The following is a 17488-nucleotide window of genomic DNA, read 5'->3' on the forward strand; positions in this document are numbered from 1 at the left end:
ACTGTCATGTCACATGTCCCAAATCAGAACCCACCTTTGGCCGCGGTCTGCATCCTGTCTGCAACTGTGTTTATTGCAGGCACCACATTGATGGCCAAACTGCTGGGCACCGAGACTCTGGGCCCGCCCTTGCATGCTTTTCAGATTAGCCACGGGCGCTTTGTCTTTGCCTTTGTGGTGATCACAAGTGCAATCGGCGTACTGCGCCCCCGGTTTGTGAAGCCGCATATGCCCCTGCACATTGGGCGGACCCTGTTTGGGTGGGGCGGCGTGACGCTGATGTTTGCATCCGTCGCCTTTATTCCGCTGTCGGATGCCACCGCCATCACATTCCTGAACCCGGTATTTGCCATGTTGCTGGCCATTCCATTGTTGCGGGAAAGTGTGGGGCCGTGGCGGTGGGCTGCGGCGGGAATCGCTCTGGTTGGGGCAATGATCCTGTTGCGCCCGACGCCCGCGAGCTTTCAACCCGCTGCATTGCTGGCCGTTGGCGCAGCGACAGTGATGGGAATGGAGCTGATTTTTATGAAGAAGCTCTCCAAACGCGAAGGGCCGCTGCAGATCTTGTGGATCAATAACGCGCTGGGATTGGTCATTGCCTCACTGGCGGTGATCCCGGTATGGCAGATGCCGACACTGGCCCAATGGGGGGCTTTGATCGCGCTTGGCACCATGATGGCCTGTGCGCAAAGCTTCTTTATCAATGGGATGGCGCGGGCGGATGCGTCATTTGTAGCGCCCTTTGCCTATGCGACGCTGGTGTTTGCCACGCTTTATGACTTTCTCTTTTATGGTCAGATCCCGGATTGGATCAGCGTGATCGGTGCCTGTGTGATCCTGAGCGGCGCGGCGGTCTTGGCCTGGCGCGAAGCAGTGCAACGCAACCGGGCCAAGGCCAAGGTTAAAACCGCCTGATCAGGGTTTCAACCGATAGCCGGACCGCAGCATCACCCATCCGAGCATACAGACACCAAGGGCAGACAGGCTGCAGACCACAAACCCCAAGAGCGGCGCGCTGTCAGAGGCGCCGATCACACCGAATCGCACCCCGTCAATGAGATAGAACACGGGGTTGATGTGGCTGAGCGCGCGCAGGACCGGCGGCAGTGCGTCGACTGAGTAAAATGTGCCGGATAAAAAGGCGAGCGGTGTCACAATGAAATTGGTGATCGCTGCCATCTGGTCGAACTTTTCGGCAAAGACGCCCGCCACGATGCCAAGCCCGCCCAGGAAAAGCGCGCCAAGGATGACAAAGACCAAAGCGACCAACGGATGGGCGGGCACCACGCCCAGAACTAGAAACAGCCCCAGCGAAATGCCAAGCGCAACAAACAGCCCACGGGCAACAGCCCCCGAAAGATAGCCGACCAGCACCTCAAATCCCGACAAGGGCGGCATCAACGTGTCAACGATATTGCCCTGCACTTTTGAGATCACAATGGACGAAGACGTATTGGCAAAAGCGTTTTGAATCACAGTCATGGTCAGAATGCCGGGGGCCAGAAACTGCAGAAACGGAACCCCCATAACGTCACCCCGGTTGGGTCCGATGGCGAGGTTGAAAATCATCAGAAACAGGCCTGCCGTCACCAAAGGGGCCATCAGGGTCTGGGTCCAGACCACCAAGAACCGCTTGATTTCTCGCATGGCCAGCGTCTGCAGACCCAGCCAGTTCACGCGGCCGAAACGGCGCTCTCCCAATCCGACGGTGTATTCTGATTGTGCCACTTTATATCCCCTAAAAGAAGCTGTGTTCCCGTTGCATAGCTGATGTGCGTGCCAGTGCAAGACAGCTTGTAACTCTGACGACAGTGATTAGAATAGACCACTGATAAGGAATTCGATGGCGGCCACAGCTTTCTGGGGCCGCTATTAGCTTTGAAAGGCAAAATATGTCCTGGACAGACGAGCGCGTCGAACTGCTCAAAAAAATGTGGGGCGAGGGTCAGTCGGCCAGCCAGATCGCCAAAGAACTGGGGGGCGTGACCCGCAATGCTGTGATTGGCAAGGTCCACCGTCTGGGACTGTCCAACCGCACCACTGGCGCCAAGAGCGGTGGCGAGGCCAAGGAAAAACCAGCAGCCAAGGCCGCGCCCAAGCCCAAGCCGCAGCCAAAGACCGAACCAGCCCGCCCCGTGACACCGGAACCTGCCACCACCGCAGAAGCCAAACCGCCGGTGCCTGCGCGCAAGCAGATCATTCCGGCAGGCCAGCCTTTGCCGCCGCAGCCTTCTGCAAATGAGATCAGCCCCGAAGCGCTGGCCAAGGTCAATGAGATCGAGAAGAAGGCCAAGAAGCTGACGCTGATGGAACTGACCGAACGCACCTGCAAATGGCCGGTTGGCGATCCTGCGACCGATGATTTCTGGTTCTGCGGTCTGCCGGTCCAGCAGGGCAAACCCTATTGCGAGGCTCATGTCGGCGTTGCGTTCCAGCCGATGAGCACGCGCCGCGACCGGAAACGGTAAGCCGGACCCTTTGTAAAGATTGACACCCCGTTGCCGACACCGGCTGCGGGGTTTTATTTTGGTTTTTGGTTGCCTCTCTCGGGGGATATGCGTCACCTTGATCTGAACCCAACACAACGAACTGCACGGATATTCTGCCGTCTTGCCCCGCTCAACCCTCTACAAACGTCTGCGCCTTCTGGTTTATCTGGGCTATGCGCTTGTCTTTGCGCTGGCGCTGTTTCGGCTTGCGCATGAGTATTTCCGGACCGAAGAGCTGGCCCGCGCCGAAGGGCGCCTGTCGCTGTATCGCTCAACGGTTGAGGCCGAGCTGGAACGGTTTTCGCATCTGACACATGTTCTGGCACAGGACAGTTTTGTGACCGCCGCCTTGTCTCAATCCGCCACAGCGACGCTGAACATTCGTTTGGCGGATTTTGCCCGGCGCGCCGGATTGGATGCGATCTATCTGATGCAACCCGATGGGCGCACCATCGCCGCCTCAAACTATGCCACGGCGCACAGTTTTGTAGAGCAGAACTATGGGTTTCGCCCCTATTTCCAAGATGCCTTAAACGGGCAGCAAGGACGGTTTTATGCGATCGGGGCTACGACCGGCGCACCTGGGTATTTTATCGCCGATCCAGTACGGCGCGAGGACGGGTCCGTCCAAGGGGTGATTGCGATCAAAATTGACCTGAGCACCCTGGCGCAGAACTGGCGGGCCTCGGGTGAGAACGTTCTGTTGGCCGACCAGGCAGGCGTCGTTTTGCTGGCCTCCAACCCGGCCTGGCAATATCAGACGTTGTCCCCCCTGCCCGCAGACATACGTCGCCAGATTGAGGCTGTGCGCCAGTTCCCCGGTCAACCGCTAACGCCACTGGACTGGCAGCCGGGTCAGACACAACGTGTTACTATTGCAGGCGCAAAGTACTTGCACTTGACTGGCGAAACGAACGTTCATGGCTGGCAGCTCCATTATTTTGCAACCGATGATCGGGCGCTTGCACGTGCAGGTCTGGTGACCTCGGTTGCTTTGGTTTTTCTGGGTGCGGGCGTTGGCGTTTTGTTGTTGCGGCGCAACCGGCGGATCCGGGCGGCGCTGTTTCGATCAGAAAGTGAAGAGAACAAGCTGCGCACCGCTAACGCCCGCCTGGCCCAAGAGATCACCGTGCGCCGCGAGGCGGAACAACAGCTGCGCCGCACGCAAAGCGAGCTGGAGCGCACCAGTCGCCTGGCAGCACTGGGACAGGTTGCGGCCTCTGTCACCCATGAATTGGGCCAACCCATTGCCGCTATGCGCAACCACCTGGCCGCCGCTCAAATGCTGAACACAAACTCTGAACCGCTGGTAGGCAATATCTCTTCGCTTGTGGCCCGGATGGAAGGCATTACCCGGCAACTCAAATTCTTTGCCCGCTCCGGCGAAGCAGAGTTCGAACCCGTTGACCTTGGAGCCGCCTTGAACGCGGTCCTTGACCTGGTGGAGCCCAATCGCGCAGAGATCGCAGCCGAGATCGTGGCAAATGTTCCGCCAGACCCCGCCATGATCCGTGGCAGCCGGTTGCGGGTGGAGCAAGTGCTGACCAACCTCTTGCGCAACGCGCTGGACGCCGTCGAAGGAGAAGACGCACCCAAGGTCGAACTGACGCTGACCCGAACAGCGGAAACCATTGCCTTGGAAATCCGCGACAACGGGCATGGTCTGGGCGCTGCGACCTTGGCGGATCTGCAGGAACCCTTTGTGACCACCCGCGAGAGCGGGCGTGGCATGGGGTTGGGTCTTGCGATTTCAGCGCAAATTGTCAAAGAACATGGGGGCACGCTTGAGGCACGCAACGGAGAACGCCGACGCGGCGCAGTGTTCTGTCTCAGCTTTCCCACTCCGGACCAAAGCGAGGTTACATGAGCGAACAGACCCCCTTCCACGTTCTGGTGGTGGATGACGACAAGCTGATGCGCCAGTCCTTGGTGACCCTGCTTGAGGCCGCAGGCTGGCGGGTGGATACGCTGGGGCGCGCCGCTTTTGTTCAGGATTACCTGTCGGATACCACACCCGACGTGATCCTGTCGGATGTGCGGATGCCGGGGATGTCCGGCCTTGACCTGCTGGCGCAGCTGGTGGGCATGGACAGCGCGCCGCCGCTGGTTCTGATTTCGGCCCATGGCGATATTCCGATGGCCGTCCAAGCGGTGCAGGATGGTGCCTATAGCTTTTTGGAAAAACCCTATGAGCCGCGGCGACTGCTGACCGTCCTGCAAAACGCCGCCGAACGGGCCCGGATGCGCCAAAGCAATGCCCGCCTGACCGAACGGCTGTATCAACTGTCGGGGCTGGACCGCATTGTGCTGGGGCAATCAGCCGAGGTTCAGGCGCTGCGTCAGGATATTCTGGCGTTCGCCGATATTGACGCCGCTGTTCTGTTGAACGGTGAAACCGGTACCGGCAAGGATCTAGCGGCCCGCGCGCTGCATGATCTGGGCCCGGCACCCGATGCGCCGTTTCTGGCGCTGAACTGCGCGGGCTTGTCCGCAGAGACGTTTGAAACCGATATGTTTGGCACCTGGGGTGCGCGCGACGGGCGCTTGCTGGCCGCCGCAGGTGGAACGTTGTTCCTGGATGAGATCTGCGCCTGCCCCCTGCCCGTGCAAGCAAAGCTTTTGCGGGTGATCGAAAACAAAGAGATCCTACCTATCGGCGCACCTGCCCCAATTGGTGTGACGTTCCGCATCCTCTCCTCTACCAATGAGGACGCCGATCAAGCGGTACGGGACGGGCGTCTGCGGTCCGACTTGTTTTATCGCCTGAACACGGTGGTGCTGAACCTGCCTCCTTTGCGCCAGCGTCAGGACGATCTGGCCCTGCTGGCCCGACATTTCCTGGACCAAGCGGCCCGTGTTTATGATATCTCCGCCCCGGACCTCAGCCAACTAGATCTGGCCGCACTTTTGGCCCATGACTGGCCCGGCAATGTGCGGGAGCTACGCCATGTCTGCGAACGCCGCTGTCTGGCCGCGCGGCGCGGCAACGGCACCATGACCGAAGCTATCCGCGCGGATCTGTCGTTGGAAAATGTGCCCGTGACCCTGCGCGAAGCGGTCGCGACATTTGAACGCGAATTGATCGCCAAAGCCATCCGTGACCACGCGGGCCGCATGGATGAAACCGCCGCGGCCCTAGGCATCGGGCGACGGACCTTGAATGAAAAAATCGTCAAACTCGCCCTCGACAAGGATGCGCTTTTGTAGACAGTTTTTGACGATTTTGCGCCCTGCGGAAAGCCGCAGGGGTTCTTCTGTATGACGCGCGATTTCCTTCATAGCCAAACCCATTTGGTTTTTTGAAACTGTCGCTCGAGAACCCAAACTGCATCTGGGAGGAGAACCAATGCAAAAATTTCTGTCTCAAACCGCCGTTGTTGCGCTGACTGTTGCCTTTGCTGGTGAAGCTATGGCCGCCGAATGGAACGTGTCCCTGTGGGGCAAACGTCGCGCCTTTACCGAACATGTTGAAAAACTGGCTGAGCTGGTCGACCAAAAGACCAACGGTGAGTTCACACTGAACATCAGCTATGGCGGCCTGTCCAAAAACCGCGAAAACCTGGATGGCATCGAAATCGGTGCTTTTGAAATGGCGCAGTTCTGCGCGGGCTATCACCGCGACAAGAACCCGTCGATCACCGTGCTGGAGCTGCCGTTCCTGGGCGTGACCTCGCTGGAGCAAGAAGTTGCCCTGTCCATGGCAGTTTATCAGCACCCAGCGGTTGTCGCCGATCTGGGCCGCTGGAATGCAACGTTGCTGATGCCGTCGCCGCTGCCGCAATACAACATTGTGGGTGTGGGCGACGTCCCTGCCACTTTGGATGACTTCCAAGGTCTGACCGTGCGCGCAACCGGTGGTATCGGTGCCGCGATGGAGACCATTGGTGCGGTTCCGACCTCGATGTCGGCAACTGAAGTGCGTCAAGCGATGGACAGCGGCGTGATCAAAGCGGCAAGCTTTGCCCCGCATGCGCATATGTCTTTTGGCACAATCGAAAACGGCACCTGGTGGACCGCGAACCTGAACCCCGGCACGCTGAACTGCCCGGTTGTCGTCAACACTGACGCGCTGAACGATCTGTCTGATGAGCACCGCGCGGTGCTGCTGGAGTCCGTGCCTGAGGCGCTGGATTACTACATCTATAACTATAACAACAAAACAATGGATGCTTGGGGCCCCGCACTGGACGAACGCGGCATCACCCAGGTGACGTTCAGCGAAGACGAGATCACCGCGTTCAAAGACGCTGCTGCAGCCCCTGCCGCTCAGGCCTGGATCGAAGAGAACACTGCGCGCGGACTGCCCGCCCAAGAGCTCTATGACATGGTCACTGGCATGATCGCCTCTGGCAGCTGATAATTGCACCTTTGCCCCCGACAGCACCTGACCGGTCTGTTGGGGGTCTTTTTGTATCCAAAAAAGTAAGGAGCGACCCGCTATGGCCGGATCCTCTCTGGTGCTGTCGGATGACAGTATCCTTAGCCGTTTGGACGAACGGCTTTATGGTGTTGAAAAAATCCTTGCACTGCTCAGCGGTCTGGCGGTGTTTTCGTTGATGATGCTGGCGGTGGTATCTGTCACGGGGCGCAACGGGTTCAACGCCCCTTTGCCCGGCTATGTGGACTGGATTGAACAGGCAATGCCGCTGATCGCCTTTATGGGCGCGTCTTTTGCCCAGCGTGACGGGGGCCATATCCGAATGGATATGCTGGTTGGCGCCCTGCGCGGCCGTGCGCTGTATCTGGTCGAATTCATCACAACCCTCGCCATCCTGTTGCTGATGGTGCTGCTGGTGTGGGGCACCTGGGCGCATTTCCAACGCAGCTTTGATTTTGCCGCTCCGATGTGGAGCCGTGACAGCTCGATGGACATTGCCCTGCCGATCTGGCCTGCGAAGCTTTTGGCACCCGTGGCATTTTCCGTGTTGTGCCTGCGACTTGTTCTGCAGCTTTGGGGCTATGCGCGGGCGTTTTTCACCCCATCCTCGACACCGGTGGCCATTCCGATGATTGCCGATGCAGCCACTCAGGCTGCGATGGAAGCCGAGCATGTCTCGAGCCAAGAAGAGTAAGGACAACGCTGATGGAACCTATTGAAATTGGGCTCGTTGTCTCGGGCGGTTTGCTGGTCCTTGTGGTCTTGGGCATGCGCGTGGCATTTGCGGCCGGTCTGGCCGGTATGATTGGCCTGATCTGGATCTTCTGGGCCAAGTTTGGATATGACCCCGACCGCTTTGGCAAGGCGCTGACCGTTGCCGTCAAAACCGCTGGCCAGGTCCCCCATTCCAAAGTCTCAAGCCAGGCTTTGTCATTGATCCCGACCTTTATCCTGATTGGTTATCTGGCCTATTACGCGGGCCTGACCAAGGCGCTGTTTGAGGCCGCAAAACGCTGGTTTGCCTGGGTGCCCGGCGGTCTGGCCGTATCAACCGTTTTTGCCACCGCAGGCTTTGCGGCAGTGTCAGGGGCATCAGTTGCAACCTCGGCTGTCTTTGCCCGGATCGCCATCCCCGAGATGTTGAAAATCGGCTATGACAAACGCTTTGCCGCGGGTGTCGTGGCTGCAGGTGGCACATTGGCTTCGCTGATCCCGCCGTCGGCGATCCTGGTGATCTATGCGATTATCGTGGAACAAGACGTGGGCAAGCTGCTCTTGGCGGGCTTTGTCCCTGGCGCGTTTTCGGCGCTGATCTACGGTGGCCTGATCATTGGCATGGCGCTGACGATCAAAGGGTTTGGTCCCGCGGTGTCTGGCTTCACGTGGAAGGAGCGGTTCACTGCCCTACCCCCGGCCCTGCCAATCCTGTTCGTGGTCGCGACAATTGTCCTGTTTGTCTATAACCCCTTTGGCGGCGACGCTTGGGGCACGCCAACTGAAGGTGGCGCAATCGGGGCCTTTGTCGTCTTTCTGATGGCGCTTTATCGCGGTATGCGCTGGTCACAGCTGAAGGACGCATTGTTAGAGACGGCAAAACTGTCAGTCATGATCTTCACCATCATCTGGGGTGTTCTGATCTATGTGCGGTTCTTGGGGTTTGCGGACCTGCCCGGAGCGTTCTCCGATTGGATTACATCGCTAACCATGTCTCCCATGCTGATCCTGATCTGTATCCTGCTGGCCTATGCGGTTCTGGGGATGTTCATGGACGCCATTGGCATGCTGCTGTTGACCCTGCCCGTGGTCTACCCGGCGGTGATGGCTCTTAACGGTGGGGAGTTTGTCTCTGCAGCGGACAGCACCTTTGGCATGTCTGGCCCAATGTGCGCGATCTGGTTCGGGATCCTGGTTGTGAAAATGGCCGAGTTCTGCCTGATCACACCGCCCATCGGCCTCAACTGCTTTGTGGTGGCGGGTGTGCGCGATGATCTGAGCGTGCAGGACGTGTTCAAAGGGGTCACGCCATTCTTTGTCGCCGATGCTTTGACCATCGCCGCATTGGTTGCCTTCCCGGGTATCGTGCTGTGGCTGCCAAGCCTCGCCTAATCGCAAGCGAGATTTAAAAACCGAGACCCGCGCCTCAGCGCGGGTCTTTTGCACTTGTGCCGCGCCACTCATTTGCCGAAGCGGGTCGCCGTTCTACTTTGTGTGTCATTCAAACTGAGGAACAGACGTGAGGGGGGACTTCGTCATGACACATTGGGAACTTCACGGATACGAACTGGCAAATTGCAACTGTGACACAGGGTGTCCCTGTCAGTTCATGGCACTGCCGACCCATGGCACCTGCGAAGCGACGGCAAGTTTCAAATTCGACAGCGGCCATCATGGCGACACCGATCTGGCTGGAACCCGCGCGGCGATGGTTCTGAAATGGCCCGGCGCGATCCATCAAGGCAACGGCACCATGCAGATCGTGATTGACCAAAGCGCGAGCACCGCCCAGCGCGAGGCCCTGCAACGTATTTTCACCGGTGAAGATACCGAAGACATGGCGACCATGTGGTGGGTCTTTTCCGCAATGTCTCCGAACAAGCTGGAGACGCTGTTTAAACCCATTGACATCGCCATCGACCTGGACGCCCGCAAAGGGCACATCCATGTGCCAGACGTGTTTGAAACCAAGGCTGAACCGTTGGTCAATCCAGTAACCGGAGCGGAACATCGCGCCCGGATCGACCTGCCGAATGGGTTTGAGTTCCGCGTGGCAGAAGTGGCTCGGGCCACCACCAAAACCCATGGTGCCATTCAACTGGACCATAACCAAGATAGCCACGCTCATATGGTTGAGATCCACCTCTCTTCCACCGGTGTGATAGATCCCGCGTAACCAAAATGGCTAATATGCGCCCCTCTTGGGCCGAGCGTGTGTTGCATCAGAACCGGATGCTGGCCATCGTTTTGATGGCGCTGTTGTTTGCCCTGGCAGCTGTTTATACGGTGATGGGTGTGGGCATGAAAATGTCCGCGCTGGAAATGACCGCCATGTCCAATATGCGTGATATGCCAGGTGGGCGTGTGCCCGGCTCCTGGAGCCTCGGCTACCTCGGCCTGGTGTTTCTGATGTGGTGGGTCATGATGGTGGCCATGATGCTGCCAAGCGTCGCGCCCACGGTTTTGCTGTATACTCGGTTGATGGAACGTGGCTGTGGCTCTGGCACGCCGCACATGATGTTGTTCCTGCTTGGCTATCTTCTGGCGTGGGCGGCGTTCAGCCTGGTGGCAACCCTGTTGCATTGGGGAGCCGAAGGGTTGGGGCTGGTCTCCACCACAATGATGACATTGATTGAAACAACACCCGGCGCGGTATTATTGATCTGTGCGGGCTTGTTTCAATTCACCCCGCTCAAAGATCGCTGCTTGGTCCAATGTCAATCCCCTGCGGCAATCCTCACCCGCTATTACCGGCCGGGCCCTCGGGGGGCGCTGCGGTTGGGGTTGCTGCACGGGGCGTTCTGCCTTGGCTGTTGCTGGGCGCTGATGGCGTTGCTGTTTGTCGGCGGGGTTATGAACCTTTATTAGATCTGCGCTCTGACGGGATATGTCGCGTTGGAAAAGCTTACCCCCTGGGGGCGAAGCCTGGCGCGAATGACTGGCGCAGCCCTGATCCTTTGGGGAATTGTCTTTCTGGCGACATAACGGAAGAAACCCCGCCACATCCGGACGGGGTTTCCAAAAACTGTTCTGCGCTCAGGCTTAGCCTTTGGAAGGCGCCGGCGAGGTGAAGTTCGGGATCGTGTTACCCGATGCATCATTTGCTTCGATGCCAACCCAGTTGTCTTCGGCCAGGTTGATGTTGCCCGGGATGTCTTCTTCCCAGAAAGTAACAACGTTTTTGGTGATGTTCAGGTACAGTTTGTCGTCAACGATGCGCCACAGATGCGGGTTCGCTGGAACTTTACCACCGCGGGATACACCATAGGCGCAGTGACCATCGTACTGCGGTGCGTAATGTGCCGGGTTGGATTTGAACAGGTCACGGTTTTCAGCGGACGCAAAGGCAAAGGTCGCGCCATTATATTCCGCAGTGTACTCGGACGAGCCAGGAACGGCCAGCGGCTGCGGTGTGCCAACTGCGTTCGGGGTCAGCGAGCGATAGGCCACAACATCATAGCCAGAAACCGCAAAGCCGGTTTCGTCGATGTATTGGTCACCGGCAAAGGCAGGCACGGCCAGGGCAAATGCCGCAACAGCGGCCAGAGCAAAACGTTTCATTTCAGCGTCCTTCTTTCAGATGCGTCAGGGTCTAACTTCAATTTCCTAAAACCGAGCCAACGGCTCGCGATATCATGAAAGAACAATATGCGGTTTGTCACAGATGCGAAGGGGGGCTCACAGCTCTGTGTCCCCCCAAGAGCGCTTGTGAGGATTTCGTAATATGTGTGCTGCAGCATTTTGATGTGAGCGAGAACAAATTTTTGCGAAATCGCTTGGACAAAGCTTCCAGTCATTGGAATTTTCAGCACAGTGCCTATGTGAGAATAGGCGCCGCCACGGGTTGCGCGCAACACAGACAGGGTTTCAAGAAAGCGAACACGATGACAGACACATATACCCCTCCGAAGGTCTGGACCTGGGACGCGGAAAACGGCGGTAAATTCGCCAGCATCAACCGCCCCATCTCTGGCCCGACCCATGACAAAGAGCTGCCCGTTGGGGACCATCCTTTCCAGCTCTACTCGCTGGCAACGCCAAATGGCGTCAAAGTGACTGTCATGCTTGAAGAACTGCTGGAAGCTGGTCACAGCGGCGCGGAATATGATGCGTGGTTGATCAAAATCGGGGACGGCGACCAGTTCGGTTCTGGCTTTGTCGAGGTGAACCCGAACTCAAAAATCCCAGCCTTGATGGATCACAGTGGCGACGCACCTGTGCGTGTCTTTGAAACCGCTTCTATCCTGGTGCATCTGGCTGACAAATTTGGAGCGTTTCTGCCCAAAGACGGGTCCGCGCGTACCGAAGTAATGAACTGGTTGTTCTGGCAAATGGGCTCGGCCCCTTACCTTGGCGGCGGCTTTGGCCATTTTTATGCCTATGCGCCAGAGAAGTTTGAATACGCCATCAACCGCTTCACCATGGAAATCAAGCGCCAACTGGATGTTTTGGACAAGCAACTGGCCAACAACACCTATATCGCGGGTGAAGAGTATACGATCGCCGATATGGCAATCTGGCCGTGGTATGGCGCTGTGGTTCTGGGCACACTCTATGATGCGGCAGAGTTCCTGGACGTAGAATCCTATCCAAACCTGATGCGTTGGGCAAAACAGATCGCAGAACGCCCGGCCGTTCAACGGGGCCGTATGGTGAACCGCAGCTGGGGCGAGTTGAGCGAGCAGCTGCATGAACGCCACTCCGCTGCTGATTTTGAAACCAAAACGCAGGACAAGCTGGAAAGCGAAGAAGCGTAAGCTTTTCGCTCGAGCAGGTTCGCTCGCAAAGGACAGTCCTGTACCGCCCACATAGCGCTCCCGCGCCCGCGAGACGGGTGATGTTATCACCCGTCTCTGGCGGCCTTGGGCGTAGCGCCGCGCCAAAGGCGCGGCGCTACGCCCAACGGGAAGACGCTTTTGCAAAAAAGCGGATGACGGGCGGGAGAGCCTCTCTGTTGTGGGCACTTGATCACAACACGTGGTAACCCCACCACAATCCGAACGCCTCAACTTATCGCAAACGCGGTGGCTTGTCTGGATCGCTGCCCGGTTTGCTTGGCACCTGACCCAATGGCTCAACGGGTTTGGGCAACTCAAAACGCAAACCCACACGGGCCAGTTTTCCTGCAATCTCGTCACTTGCCGCAAAAAAACCAACATCTAAAGCCCCGGCTTCAATGCCAGAAAATGTCAGAGCTTCAGAGACAGCCTGTGCCAAGGCAGGTTCCGCGCCGGATTGCGCATTCACAAACCCCAGCAAATGCCCTTGGCCGCCGCCTTCATAATGCAGTCCAACAAGATAGGCGTTCTCTGCCAGTCCAGCTGCTGTGGTCAGTTTTGCGTCAAGCGCTGTCAGAAGGACTTCGGGCAAACCGGCCGGTGCCAGAATCTCTTCCACCCCCGCCTCAACCTCTTCTGGATTGTGCTCCAGCGTCTGGCGCAGCCATTCCAGAGCATCAGGGGGCACCAGCATCTCAGACGGGGCGACATCCAGATTGACGCCCAGCCCAATGCCGGATCCTGATAACATCTGTACAATCATCCGCCCTGAGAGCGATGCATAAGGCACAATTCGGCTCGCAAACTCCGCGAGGCGCTCTTCACGGTCGAAGACCAGCACAAATTCACCTTCCTCGGTGGGAAAGACTTCGGGCTGGATTTTTTCACCTTCCGGTTCGGCCCCCAGCAACAAGAACAGCTCACTGTCGGCCAACCGCTCAAAAAACCGCAGCCGTGCTGCCTCATCCTGCGGTGCGGCCTCCATGGCTGCATGTGCCAGATCCAACGCCGTTTGTTCCGTCATTCGCCCATCGCTTCCTTTACCCGCGCCCGCAAGGCAGGCAACACTTCTTCCCCGAACCAGGGATTTTTTCTGAGCCAAGCCGTATTGCGCCAGGACGGATGTGGCAAGGGGAAGACGTCCGGCCCAATGTCCCGCCAATTGCGCACGGTCTCTGTCACCGAGCCGCGCAGCTTGAGGTGAAACTTTTGCGCATAGCCGCCGACCAGAATGCGCAAGCGAATATTTGGAAGCGTTTCGAACACCTTATCGTGCCACAAGCGTGCGCATTGCGGCGGCGGCGGCAGGTCTGAGCCTTTTGCGTTATAACCTGGAAAACAAAAGGCCATCGGCACCACAGCAACCCGGCTTAGTTCATAAAACTGATCCGGCGACATGCCCAACCACGCGCGCAGCCTGTCACCCGAGGCATCCGCAAAGGGGCGTCCAATTTCATGGACCCGCAATCCGGGCGCTTGTCCCGCGATCAAGATCCGTGCGGAGGAGCGAAACCACACCACCGGATTTGGCCTGTGACCTGTGTGTGTGGCAGCAAAGCGGTCCGCGCAGGCTCGGCAAGCAGCGATCTCTGAGACCAAGGGATCCGCATTGTCCTGCATTCGTCAAGCTCCAACCTCTTGCGTGGTGTCGGCTGGACTATGCCAAGGATCATTCTGGATGAAACCGCAAAACCGCAGGAGATCACGAGCCTGTGTAGCAGACAATGTCGGCCCGATCCTTTCCCAGCCGTTCCCTCCACGCGCTGAATGTGACAAAAGGGTTAATGGGGCGTTGAAATATTTGGCGAGAATTGGACATAATAAAAACAAATTCGCCTTATAACTGGTTAACTGTCTGCGGCTACTCTCCACCAAGAGAGAGTCTGTCCAACGGTCAGAACACCTTCAATAGCCCCAGACGGGACGATCAGAGCAGTATCGGGCATGGCACATGCTGGAGTTTGAAAACGTAAGCAAGTCCTTCTGGACGGGCCAACAGCGCAAGGTGATCCTTGACCGCGTGTCGTTTCGCGTTGAACTCGGCAATTCCATTGGCATTCTTGCCCCCAATGGCACAGGTAAAACCACACTTATCAATATGATGGCTGGGCTGGAAAAACCCGACGAAGGCACAGTCCGGCGCGGCTGCAAGGTGTCTTTTCCACTTGGATTTATGGGTGGCGTTGTCAGCCGGTTGTCGGCGATGGAAAACGCACGCTACATCGCCAAGCTTTATGGTCTGGATCCCGATTATGTGGAAGCCTATTGCCGTTGGCTGTGTGGCCTCGGCGAATATTTCGACCAGCCTGTGGGCACCTATTCTTCCGGCATGCGCGCGCGCTTCAACTTCTCTTTGATGCTGGCGCTGGATTTTGACATCTATTTGATCGACGAGGGCATGCCGAGCACCACGGATGTGGAGTTTAACAAAAAGGCGGGTGCCATTTTGCAGGAACGTCTGGCCACCACGACAATTGTAATTGTGTCGCACCAGGCCAAAACCCTGGAAAAATTCGCGCGGTCCGCCGCTGTGCTGCTGGACGGGCAGCTTTATATGTTTGAAACCTTGGAAGAAGCGAAGCAGCTCTATGACTATGAAACCCAAGGCTAAAAAGTTCAGAATTCGCCGCTCTGCCTCTTCTGCAGCGCCGCCGGAGGCTGCAACACCACGTGCAGTGCCGGGACCGCCGTCTGCTGCGTCGACGCCCCAAATGGATCCTTCTGCGCCACAAGGCACGAACGCAGGACCAGAGCAATCACAGGCAAGCGGCAACAAAGTCATGGCCGGCATGGTCAGCAGCCGCCGCGAGACCAATATGGACACCGATCTGGACGCCATTCGCAAAGAAGGGCTGACAGGGCGTCAGCTGCGTATGGCGCGGCGATTGGCGCAAAAACACGGGCTCTCGCCGACCTCGGATTTTGACGCCGTGCGCCTGTTGCGCACCAAGGGGATCGACCCGTTTCAACATGCCAATATGTTGGAGCTGGTGGTTCCTAAGAACGAAGCGCAGCCCGCAGGCGTCCCGACGGCACCGGGCACGGTGCAACTGCCACAGACCATTCCCGCGGGTAAAACCACGCTGCCATCAACCGAGCTGAGCCCCGCCGAGCGACGCGCGCGTGAAATCCGCGAAATCCAGCGCGACATCGGTCGCCGCCGTCGCCGTCGTCTGGGCCTGCTCCTTGGACGGCTGAGCTTTTTCGTCTTTGCTCCCACAATTGTGGCCGGGTATTATTATTACTCGGTCGCCACGCCGATGTATTCCTCCAAATCTGAGTTTCTGGTTCTGAAAGCCGACAGCGCGTCAGGCGCTGTGGGCGGGCTGTTCAGTGGCACGCAGTTTGCCACCAGCCAGGATTCGATCGCAGTCCAAAGCTATCTGGAATCCAAAGAGGCGATGCTGCGCCTGGACGATGAGATTGGATTTGCCACGCATTTCAAACAGGAATGGATCGACCCGATCCAAAGGCTTAATCCCGAGGCCAGCAATGAAGAGGCCTATAAAACCTACGGGCGCAACGTTAAAATTGGCTATGACCCGACCGAAGGCGTGGTGCGCATGGAGGTCACAGCCGCCGATCCAGACGTTGCAGCGGCCTTTTCGCGCCAGCTGATCTCTTATGCGCAGGAACGTGTGAACAACCTGTCGCAGCAAAAACGACGCGATCAGATGGCGGATGCCGAAGCCACCCTGTCTGATGCTGAAGCCAAACGCCGCGAGGCCCAACAGCAACTGGTGATCCTGCAGCAACAGGGGTCCGTCCTTGACCCGGAAGGCGTGATCGCCTCGCTGCGGTCGCAAATCTCGACCTTTGAGCTGCAACTGCAGGAAAAACTTTTGGAACTGGCCGCATTGCAGGACAACTCGCGCCCGAACCGCGCCAAAGTGGCTGGCGTGGAGGGGGATATAGCCCGATTGGAAGCCGTGATTGCGCAGTTGAACTCCAAAATGCTTGACGCCTCTGCGGGCGAGAACTCATTGGCCAATCTACGGGTGCAGATCCAAATGGCCCAGGCGGATCTCGCAACCCGCGATCTGATCCTGCAGTCAGCCTTGCAACAAGTTGACACCACCCGCATGGAAGCCAACCGCCAGGTGCGGTATCTGACCACCTCGGTCGCGCCGGTTGCAAGCGAAGAACCGTCATATCCGAGGAAGTTTGAAAATACGGTTTTGGCCTTCTTGATCTTTTCCGGTATTTATCTGATGTGCAGCCTGACTGCATCCATTCTCCGAGAACAGGTCTCATCGTAAGATATGAAACACATCGACATCGCCGGTATCACCCTGGGCAATGATCAACCGCTGACCATCATTGCCGGTCCATGCCAATTGGAAAGCGCCGATCACGCGCAGATGATTGCCGGAACGCTGAAAGAGGCCTGCACCAAAGCCGGGGCGCAATATGTGTTCAAAGCCTCCTATGACAAGGCCAACCGCACCTCCCTGTCGGGCAAGCGCGGCCTTGGCATCGACAAGGGTCTGGCGGTTCTGGATGGCATCCGCAAAGAATTTGACGTGCCCGTACTGACCGATGTCCACACCGAGGCGCAATGCGCCCTGGCTGCAGACGCTGCCGACATCCTGCAGATCCCCGCGTTTCTGTGCCGCCAGACCGACATGTTGCTGGCCGCCGGCAAAACCGGCGCGGTCATCAACGTGAAGAAAGGTCAATTCCTGGCCCCGTGGGAGATGGAGAACATCACCACCAAAATCGAGAGCACCGGCAACGACAAGATTTTGCTGACCGAACGCGGTGCCTCCTTTGGCTATAACACGCTGGTGGCCGATATGCGGTCGCTGCCGATCATGGCGCAGACCGGATATCCCGTGGTGATGGATGCCACCCATTCGGTACAACAGCCCGGCGGTCGCGGTGGTTCCTCTGGTGGACAGCGTGAATTTGCGCCGGTGATGGCCCGTGCAGCGGCGGCAATCGGCGTGGCCGCAATCTTTATTGAAACCCACCAGGACCCGGACAACGCGCCTTGTGATGGGCCGAACATGATCTACCTGGATCAAATGGCTGGCTTGATTGAGACGCTGATGCAGCTGGACCAGATCGCCAAGGCTAAGCCGGTTGTAATCTAAGGCTTATGTGACCTTGAGGGGTTTCGCCTGCCT

17 protein-coding genes are annotated in these 17488 nt (G+C 57.8%); 13 read left to right on the forward strand and 4 right to left on the reverse strand.

Features of this window, described 5'->3' with window-relative positions:
* Positions 1 to 6 precede the first annotated feature (6 nt).
* Positions 7 to 915 (forward strand): DMT family transporter, encoded by a 909-nt coding sequence (locus GFB49_RS05660; protein ID WP_153214867.1) that lies wholly within the window; start codon positions 7 to 9, stop codon positions 913 to 915.
* Here GFB49_RS05660 and GFB49_RS05665 read toward each other — a convergent pair whose 3' ends face one another.
* Entirely contained in the window at positions 916 to 1728 is an 813-nt protein-coding gene (locus tag GFB49_RS05665) for an ABC transporter permease (protein WP_343032481.1), read from the reverse strand.
* Between the two features lie 164 nt (positions 1729 to 1892).
* On the opposite strand from GFB49_RS05665, the gene GFB49_RS05670 reads away from it, so the two are divergent.
* The 8 genes from GFB49_RS05670 (at position 1893) to GFB49_RS05705 (ending at position 10449) form a co-directional block, all read left to right on the forward strand.
* Positions 1893 to 2468, forward strand: coding sequence for a GcrA family cell cycle regulator (locus tag GFB49_RS05670; RefSeq protein WP_153214868.1), 576 nt, complete (start codon positions 1893 to 1895; stop codon positions 2466 to 2468).
* Between the two features lie 142 nt (positions 2469 to 2610).
* Positions 2611 to 4356, forward strand: coding sequence for a sensor histidine kinase (locus GFB49_RS05675; RefSeq protein WP_246149625.1), 1746 nt, complete (start codon positions 2611 to 2613; stop codon positions 4354 to 4356).
* Positions 4353 to 5696 (forward strand): sigma-54-dependent transcriptional regulator, encoded by a 1344-nt coding sequence (locus tag GFB49_RS05680; protein WP_153214869.1) that lies wholly within the window; start codon positions 4353 to 4355, stop codon positions 5694 to 5696. Before GFB49_RS05675 ends, GFB49_RS05680 begins: the two co-directional genes overlap by 4 nt.
* Positions 5697 to 5835: 139 nt before the next feature.
* On the forward strand, positions 5836 to 6846 hold the full coding sequence (locus GFB49_RS05685) for a C4-dicarboxylate TRAP transporter substrate-binding protein (protein ID WP_153214870.1): 1011 nt from the start codon (positions 5836 to 5838) through the stop codon (positions 6844 to 6846).
* Between the two features lie 82 nt (positions 6847 to 6928).
* Positions 6929 to 7561 carry a TRAP transporter small permease subunit gene (locus GFB49_RS05690; protein ID WP_153214871.1) on the forward strand — a complete coding sequence of 211 codons (633 nt, stop codon included), beginning with the start codon at positions 6929 to 6931 and terminating at the stop codon, positions 7559 to 7561.
* Positions 7562 to 7572: 11 nt separating this feature from the next.
* Positions 7573 to 8973, forward strand: a complete 1401-nt coding sequence (locus tag GFB49_RS05695; protein ID WP_153214872.1) for a TRAP transporter large permease — start codon at positions 7573 to 7575, stop codon at positions 8971 to 8973.
* A 145-nt stretch (positions 8974 to 9118) separates the two neighbouring features.
* Positions 9119 to 9757 carry a DUF1326 domain-containing protein gene (locus GFB49_RS05700; RefSeq protein WP_153214873.1) on the forward strand — a complete coding sequence of 213 codons (639 nt, stop codon included), beginning with the start codon at positions 9119 to 9121 and terminating at the stop codon, positions 9755 to 9757.
* Between the two features lie 5 nt (positions 9758 to 9762).
* The gene (locus GFB49_RS05705) at positions 9763 to 10449 is read left to right on the forward strand and encodes a DUF2182 domain-containing protein (protein WP_214644941.1); all 687 of its coding nucleotides are present in this window, start codon (positions 9763 to 9765) and stop codon (positions 10447 to 10449) included.
* Positions 10450 to 10623: 174 nt separating this feature from the next.
* Here the strand turns inward: GFB49_RS05705 and GFB49_RS05710 are convergent, their stop codons facing one another.
* Complete coding sequence (locus GFB49_RS05710) at positions 10624 to 11142, reverse strand: YHS domain-containing (seleno)protein (protein ID WP_153214874.1); 519 nt, start codon at positions 11140 to 11142, stop codon at positions 10624 to 10626.
* A 323-nt stretch (positions 11143 to 11465) separates the two neighbouring features.
* Here GFB49_RS05710 and yghU point away from each other — a divergent pair, with 323 nt between their 5' ends.
* The gene (gene yghU / locus GFB49_RS05715; RefSeq protein WP_153214875.1) at positions 11466 to 12338 is read left to right on the forward strand and encodes a glutathione-dependent disulfide-bond oxidoreductase; all 873 of its coding nucleotides are present in this window, start codon (positions 11466 to 11468) and stop codon (positions 12336 to 12338) included.
* Positions 12339 to 12591: 253 nt separating this feature from the next.
* Here the strand turns inward: yghU and GFB49_RS05720 are convergent, their stop codons facing one another.
* On the reverse strand, positions 12592 to 13383 hold the full coding sequence (locus GFB49_RS05720; protein ID WP_153214876.1) for an SseB family protein: 792 nt from the start codon (positions 13381 to 13383) through the stop codon (positions 12592 to 12594).
* Positions 13380 to 13979: a uracil-DNA glycosylase family protein gene (locus tag GFB49_RS05725; RefSeq protein ID WP_153214877.1), complete on the reverse strand. Its 600-nt coding sequence runs from the start codon at positions 13977 to 13979 to the stop codon at positions 13380 to 13382. The genes GFB49_RS05720 and GFB49_RS05725 overlap by 4 nt, the downstream gene beginning before the upstream one ends.
* 331 nt (positions 13980 to 14310) lie before the next feature.
* Between GFB49_RS05725 and GFB49_RS05730 the strand changes: the two genes are divergently transcribed.
* The 3 genes from GFB49_RS05730 to kdsA are packed head-to-tail and all read left to right on the forward strand — an operon-like array spanning position 14311 to position 17455.
* On the forward strand, positions 14311 to 14970 hold the full coding sequence (locus GFB49_RS05730; RefSeq protein WP_153214878.1) for an ABC transporter ATP-binding protein: 660 nt from the start codon (positions 14311 to 14313) through the stop codon (positions 14968 to 14970).
* The gene (locus GFB49_RS05735) at positions 14948 to 16618 is read left to right on the forward strand and encodes a KpsE/RkpR family capsule polysaccharide export protein (RefSeq protein WP_153214879.1); all 1671 of its coding nucleotides are present in this window, start codon (positions 14948 to 14950) and stop codon (positions 16616 to 16618) included. The genes GFB49_RS05730 and GFB49_RS05735 overlap by 23 nt, the downstream gene beginning before the upstream one ends.
* Before the next feature lie 3 nt (positions 16619 to 16621).
* Entirely contained in the window at positions 16622 to 17455 is an 834-nt protein-coding gene (gene kdsA / locus GFB49_RS05740) for a 3-deoxy-8-phosphooctulonate synthase (RefSeq protein ID WP_153214880.1), read from the forward strand.
* The last annotated feature ends 33 nt before the right edge of the window (positions 17456 to 17488 follow it).

The sequence above is a fragment of the Tritonibacter litoralis genome, from assembly GCF_009496005.1.
Taxonomy (GTDB): Bacteria; Pseudomonadota; Alphaproteobacteria; order Rhodobacterales; family Rhodobacteraceae; genus Epibacterium; species Epibacterium litoralis.